This is a genomic window from Streptosporangium sp. NPDC050148 (assembly GCF_055586505.1).
In genome coordinates this window covers 36,673-42,672 of sequence record NZ_JBVJIA010000053.1, presented here as the reverse complement: position 1 = coordinate 42,672, position 6,000 = coordinate 36,673, and the positions used below count along the sequence as shown (strand labels likewise).

The window sequence follows — 6,000 nt, the reverse complement described above, 5'->3', positions numbered from 1 at the left end:
CCCCCCCCCCCCCCCCCCCCCCCCCCCCCCCCCCCCCCCCCCCCCCCCCCCCCCCCCCCCCCCCCCCCCCCCCCCCCCCCCCCCCCCCCCCCACGCCGCTTTCCGCGCCGTCCCCGCCGTTCCCGCCGTTCCGAACGTGGCGGTGGAGGCAGCGGCCGCCGTGTCCCCACGGCCACGACTGCGGCTACGGCTACGGCTACGGCTACGGCTACGGCTACGGCTACGGCGAGGCTCCCTGGGTGAGCCTCCCGTCCCGGATCCCGATGAACGATCCCCGGAACCGTGATTCCGAGCCCTCACGGCGGGGCGCCAAAAACACGAAATTCTGCGATTGATCCCTCCACTTCCCTCATTACCAGATATGCAACGAACAGATGCGCACATCGGTTCTCCGCGCATGTCGTATGACGGAAACGGCGCCACCCATCAGTAGGATCCGAATTAATTGCGCATCGTCGGCAATGCGCGTGGACGGGAAATATCAAGAGAAAAGAACAGAATCATGGTAGACAGAAGACCTTTCTTCTCCGTACCACGAAAGAGCCTGTCCCCCTGGCGGAACGGGACCGTCGCGATCATCGTCGCGATGGGAACCCTGGTGGCGGCACCGCACGCCGCGTACGCGGCGGAGCCGGTGGAGCTGGGGACGGCCGGCGCGTTCGCGGTCCTGGGCGGCAGCACGGTCACCAACACCGGCGCCACCGTGCTCACCGGCGATCTCGGGGTGAGCCCCGGCACGGCCATCACCGGTTTCCCGCCCGGCACCGTCAGCGGTACCGTCCACGCCGGTGACACGGCCGCCGCCCAGGCCCAGAGCGACCTCACCATCGCCTACGACGACGCCGCCGCCCAGCCCTCCGACGCCGTCATCCCCACCGAACTGGGCGGCACCACCGTCACCCCCGGCACCTACACCTCCGCCGCGGGCACCTTCGGCATCACCGGAGAGGTGATCCTCGACGCCCAGGGCGACCCGGACGCGGTCTTCATCTTCAAGGCCGCGTCCACCCTCATCACCGCCGCCGCCAGCACGGTGACCCTCACCGGCGGCGCGCAGGCGTGCAACGTGTTCTGGCTGGTGGGCAGCTCGGCCACGCTGGGCGCGAGCTCCGACCTCGCGGGCACCGTCCTCGCCCTGGCCTCGATCACCGCCGGCGCCGACGTGACCGTCGACGGCCGCCTGCTGGCCCGCAACGGAGCCGTCACCCTCGACTCCGACACCGTCACCGTGTCGCAGTGCGCGGTCGATCCGCCGAGGACGACCACCACCACGGTGAACTCGTCGTGCGCGATGACGCAGCAGGGCCCGATCACCTTCACCGCGACGGTGAGGTCCTCGAGCTCGGTCGTTCCCTCCGGGCCGGTCGAGTTCTTCGCCGACGGGGTCAGCCTCGGCACCGCCCAGCTCGACGCCACGGGTCACGCCGACCTGACCGTGAGCGGCCTCACCGAGGGCGCACGGCAGATCACGGCCGTCTTCCCGGGCACGGACGCGCTCGACCCGAGCACGTCGGCGGTGTTCACGCAGGACGTGGACGCCGACGGTTTCTGCCTGGTACCGGCGTGCGGGCAGGCGGTCCGCCGCGGCCTCCAGACGAGGTCGTCCGTTCCCCGACGGAACGTCTGACCGGGATCGACACGGCCCTGTCCGTGCGTCCGCCGCGGCTTCCGTGCCCCGGGCGAGCGCTCCGGTCCTGACCGGGACGACGCATTTCAAAGCCTCTGCGGGTGGCTCCCCGGTGGCCACCGATCAGGCATCGCGGACATCGTCTCCGCGAGCCGCCGAGCAACATGGAAACGAAATGAATTCTCATCGAGACAGATTCATCACGGGCTCGCGGCCCGGCAGGGGCGCTCGGCTCCTGGGCATCGCGGTCGCCGCGATCGGGGCCTTTCTCGCCGCACCGGAAACGGCGGCGGCGAACTCCTCCGGCGAAAAAGCGGGCATCATCGGTTTCGGCCGGTTCGACGGCTCCGGAAGAACGACCGCGGCGTGCGGGCGAGGATTCCACCCGTACCATCCTCAGGCGGTTGTGAAGGGCCACTGCCGGAAGCGGTGCTGTGGTTCTCGTCGATGCGGAAGAAAGTGCTGCGTGTGCGCACGCGGCCCGCGTGTCTGTGATTCATGCCGTCCGCGCCGGACGCCCGAACGACGTGGGCCACGATGCGAGACGGGCCCTGCGGGCCCCGTCGGCCCCGCGGGTTCGGACGGCTCGCCGGGGCCCGTGGGGCCTACCGGTCCGACGGGACCGGTCGGACCTGTCGGACCTGCCGGTCCCGTGGGCCCGGCAGGGCCGGAGGCTGCCCTGATGGGACCGCCGGGTCCGATGGGGCCCACCGGCCGTATGGGACCCACCGGTCGTATGGGTCCCACCGGTCCCTTGGGCAAGTCCGGACCTGCCGGCAGGACAGGACCGGCGGGCAGGATGATGCCGGGCGGTGGCGACCGGGGTGAGCGGGGCCACAGCGGCCCCATGGGTCCGGTCGGCCCGAAGGGGTCGGTGGGCACCATCGGTCCGACCGGTCCTGCCGGTCCTGCGGGACCGGCAGGTGCCACCGGCGCCACGGGTCTGCGAGACCCGGCGGGAGCGACGGGAGCGAGAGGTGCCACGGGTGCGACCGGGCCCATAGGTGCGACCGGACCCGCGGGCGCGACCGGTGCAACGGGACCGGCGGGCCTGCGAGGCCCGGTGGGAGCGACAGGACCCACCGGCCTGCGAGGCCCGGTGGGTGCCACGGGCGCGACCGGCTCGCAGGGCCCGGTGGGCGCCACCGGCCTCCAGGGGCCGAGGGGCCTGACCGGACCCGCGGGACCGACAGGAGCCACAGGCCTGACGGGAGCGACGGGACCGGCCGGTGCCACCGGCCTTCGGGGACCGATCGGCCTCACCGGACCCGTAGGACCCGAAGGAGCCACCGGCCCTCAAGGAGCGACCGGCCTGACCGGACCCATAGGACCCGAAGGACCGACCGGACCTGAAGGACCCGCAGGAGCCACCGGCCTCACCGGACCCGCAGGACCCGAAGGAGCCACCGGCCCCCAGGGAGCGACCGGCCTGACCGGGCCCGCGGGACCCGCGGGACCCATCGGCCCGGTGGGAGAGACGGTGTGCGCCGACGACACGTGGGGCATCATCGGTCGCGAGACGCTGGGGGACCCGAGCGCGGTCTACCGCACCGGCCCGTACGCCCGCACGGATCCCACCGTTTCCGCCGCCGACGTGCCACCGCCCTACGGCAGCGGCAGCATCGGCATCATCGTCGACGACGAACCCGACGAGATCGCCTTCGGGAACGAGACCGACTTCGCGGAGCTGCCGGTCGGGGACATCACCACCCTGAGCTACTGGGTGTTCGCGGGCACCGACTCCATGGCGGACGTGTCGCTGCCCTCCCTCACCATCGAGGCCGACCCCAACGTGGGGACGACGGACGTCACCAAGCTGATCTACCTGCCGGAGGCGTCCACCGCCCCGTCGGCACCGGCGACGCCGACGGTCAACACCTGGCAGCAGTACGACGCCGGTGCCGCCGGCAGCGCCTGGTACGCCACCGGAGCGACGGGCACCCTGATCGGCTGCACGCAGGCCACCCCGTGCACGTTCGACGAGCTCAAGGCCAGGCTGCCGGACGCGGTGATCACTTTCAGCCTGGGGTTCGCCAGCACGGACGGCCCCTTCATCGGGGCGATCGACGGGCTTCAGGTGAACAACACCGTCTACGACTTCGAGTTCCTCGGGACGCGCAAGACGGTCGCGGCGGATATGACGGCCATATGACGGAACGGTCGCCGGAACGGCCCGACAGGCTCACGGGCCGTTCCACCGCGCCGCTCCATGGGGCCGCTCCATCGGGCCGCTCCGTCGCACGCCCGCGGAGGACCGGCCCACCGCCCCGGGAGGACCCCGCAGACGGGCCCGGCGCACGAGGGGCGCCGAGAACGATCGCCCCGCGGGAAAGCGCCCGGACAGAGCCGTCCGCCGGACGGCACGCCGCCGGTGTGACGGTGCGATCGGGTGCTACAACGAGATCAACCGGGCTCCGCGGTCGTCGCAACCTTTCCCGGTGACGCCACTCGTGGGTGAGGGACGCATGAGGATTTCCGTCTCGGTGCCGCCGCGACGTACCGGCGCTTCGAGACCGACCGGGCTCCGCCCTCTCACCGGGGTGGTCCCGGCGCTGGTGATCGTGTTCCTGGTCCCCCTTCTGATCACGTTCGCCGCCGCGCGGCCCGGCCTGAGCGTCGCGGAGCCGGTGGAGCTGGGGACGGCCGGCGCGTTCGCGGTCCTGGGCGGCAGCACGGTCACCAACACCGGCGCCACCGTGCTCACCGGCGATCTCGGGGTGAGCCCGGGCACGGCCATCACCGGTTTCCCGCCCGGCACCGTCAGCGGTACCGTCCACGCCGGTGACACGGCCGCCGCCCAGGCCCGGAGCGACCTCACCGTCGCCTACGACGACGCCGCGGGTCAGGCCGTCGACGCCACCCTGCCCACCGAGCTGGGCGGCACCACCGTCACCCCGGGCACCTACGACTCCGCGGCCGGCACCTTCGGCATCACCGGGCAGCTCACCCTGGACGCCCAGGGCGACCCCGACGCGGTCTTCATCTTCAAGGCCGCGTCCACCCTCGTCACCGCCTCCGCCAGTACGGTCGACCTCGTCGGCGGCGCCCGGGCACGTAACGTGTTCTGGCTGGTGGGCAGCTCGGCCACGCTGGGCACCGGCTCGGACCTCGTGGGCACCGTCCTCGCGCTGACCTCGATCACCGCCACCACCGGCGTGACCGTCGACGGCCGCCTGCTGGCCCGCAACGGAGCCGTCACCCTCGACACCAACACCGTCACCGCCCCCACCGCCCCCGCCCCCGGCCCCCTGTCCATCAGCGTGCCCCCGGCCGCGGACCTGGGGTCCGTGACGGCCGGGGGAAGCGGCCTGTCGAACAACCTGGGCGAGGTGACCGTGACCGACGAGCGCGGCGCCTCGCCCGCCGCCTGGGTGGTGACCGTCGGCTCGACGGACTTCACCACCGGCGAGGGCACCGAGTCCGAGACCATCCCCGGGGAGCTCGTCGGCTACTCGCCGGGCCCGGCCACGCGGACCACCGGTGAGGCGACCTTCACCCCCGGGACCGCCGGTGACCTGGGCTCCGCGCGTGTGGCCTTCTCCGCCTCCGACGGCATCGGGAACAACTCGGCGACCTGGGACCCCACGATCACCGTGACGCCGCCGGTGGGGGTGGTCATCGGGATCTACACCGCCACCATCACCCACTCGGTGGCCTGAGGGACGGGAGTCACGCAGGGGCAGTGGGGGAATGTTCACCCGGTGTCGTCGTTCCGTTATGCATCATGCCCCCCGTCACGGGCATACGGCTTGCAGTCGATCAATGAGGAAGTGTGGACATGACAGTCACCGGCATCATCACCGCCATCGTCATCGGTGCCATCATCGGCATTCTGGGACGACTGGTCGTCCCCGGGAAGCAGAACATCCCGATCTGGCTGACCATCGTGATCGGTATCGTGGCGGCCCTGCTCGGGTCCTTCCTTGCCAACGCCCTGGGAGTCGGTGACACCAGGGGCATCGACTGGATCGAGATCATCATCCAGGTCGCCCTCGCCGCCGCCGGCGTCGCCCTCGTGGCCGGCATGTACGGCAGGCGCGGCGTCCGCTGACCGATCGGCGTACGTCCTGGAAGAATCCGGGGTCAACCGGAGGAATCCGGGGCGAGCGTGCGCCGGCATGCCGTGACGTGTGGCGGCCGTGGCCCGGATCCCGGGCCGCGGCCGCCTGCGGCATGGGGCGGAACGGCCGGTCGGCGGGGCCCGGCGGTCCCGCGGCCCGTCGCGGCTCTCAGCCGTCAGCGTAATAAACAGCGCAAGTCACGCGAAAGCCGTCTGCAAGCGGGTCCGGATAGATCTCTGCCCGTGCGCGGACACCTGGAAGACCACGGAAAACGAAGAAGCCCCGGCTCTTGCGAACCGGGGCCCTCTTTCG

The 6,000-nt window shown here is 72.0% G+C and carries 4 protein-coding genes; all 4 read left to right on the top strand.

The annotated features are described in order from the left end of the window. Positions 1-502: 502 nt before the first annotated feature. The 4 genes from ACZ6RT_RS35720 to ACZ6RT_RS35705 all read left to right on the top strand — a co-directional run bounded on the left by ACZ6RT_RS35720 (position 503) and on the right by ACZ6RT_RS35705 (position 5,678). Positions 503-1,627: an ice-binding family protein gene (locus tag ACZ6RT_RS35720; protein WP_399190492.1), complete on the top strand. Its 1,125-nt coding sequence runs from the start codon at positions 503-505 to the stop codon at positions 1,625-1,627. A gap of 1,468 nt (positions 1,628-3,095) precedes the next feature. Beyond that, the gene (locus ACZ6RT_RS35715; RefSeq protein ID WP_399190490.1) at positions 3,096-3,779 is read left to right on the top strand and encodes a hypothetical protein; all 684 of its coding nucleotides are present in this window, start codon (positions 3,096-3,098) and stop codon (positions 3,777-3,779) included. Between the two features lie 313 nt (positions 3,780-4,092). Then, positions 4,093-5,286 (top strand): ice-binding family protein, encoded by a 1,194-nt coding sequence (locus tag ACZ6RT_RS35710; protein ID WP_470158407.1) that lies wholly within the window; start codon positions 4,093-4,095, stop codon positions 5,284-5,286. Positions 5,287-5,405: 119 nt separating this feature from the next. After that, positions 5,406-5,678, top strand: coding sequence for a GlsB/YeaQ/YmgE family stress response membrane protein (locus ACZ6RT_RS35705; protein ID WP_399190486.1), 273 nt, complete (start codon positions 5,406-5,408; stop codon positions 5,676-5,678). Positions 5,679-6,000 lie beyond the last annotated feature (322 nt).

What these genes read in the sequence shown, in the direction of transcription:
- ACZ6RT_RS35720 (WP_399190492.1), top strand. Translation starts at nt 503, where the DNA reads ATGGTAGACAGAAGACCTTTCTTCTCCGTACCACGAAAGAGCCTGTCC.
- ACZ6RT_RS35710 (WP_470158407.1), top strand. Translation starts at nt 4,093, where the DNA reads ATGAGGATTTCCGTCTCGGTGCCGCCGCGACGTACCGGCGCTTCGAGA.
- ACZ6RT_RS35705 (WP_399190486.1), top strand. Translation starts at nt 5,406, where the DNA reads ATGACAGTCACCGGCATCATCACCGCCATCGTCATCGGTGCCATCATC.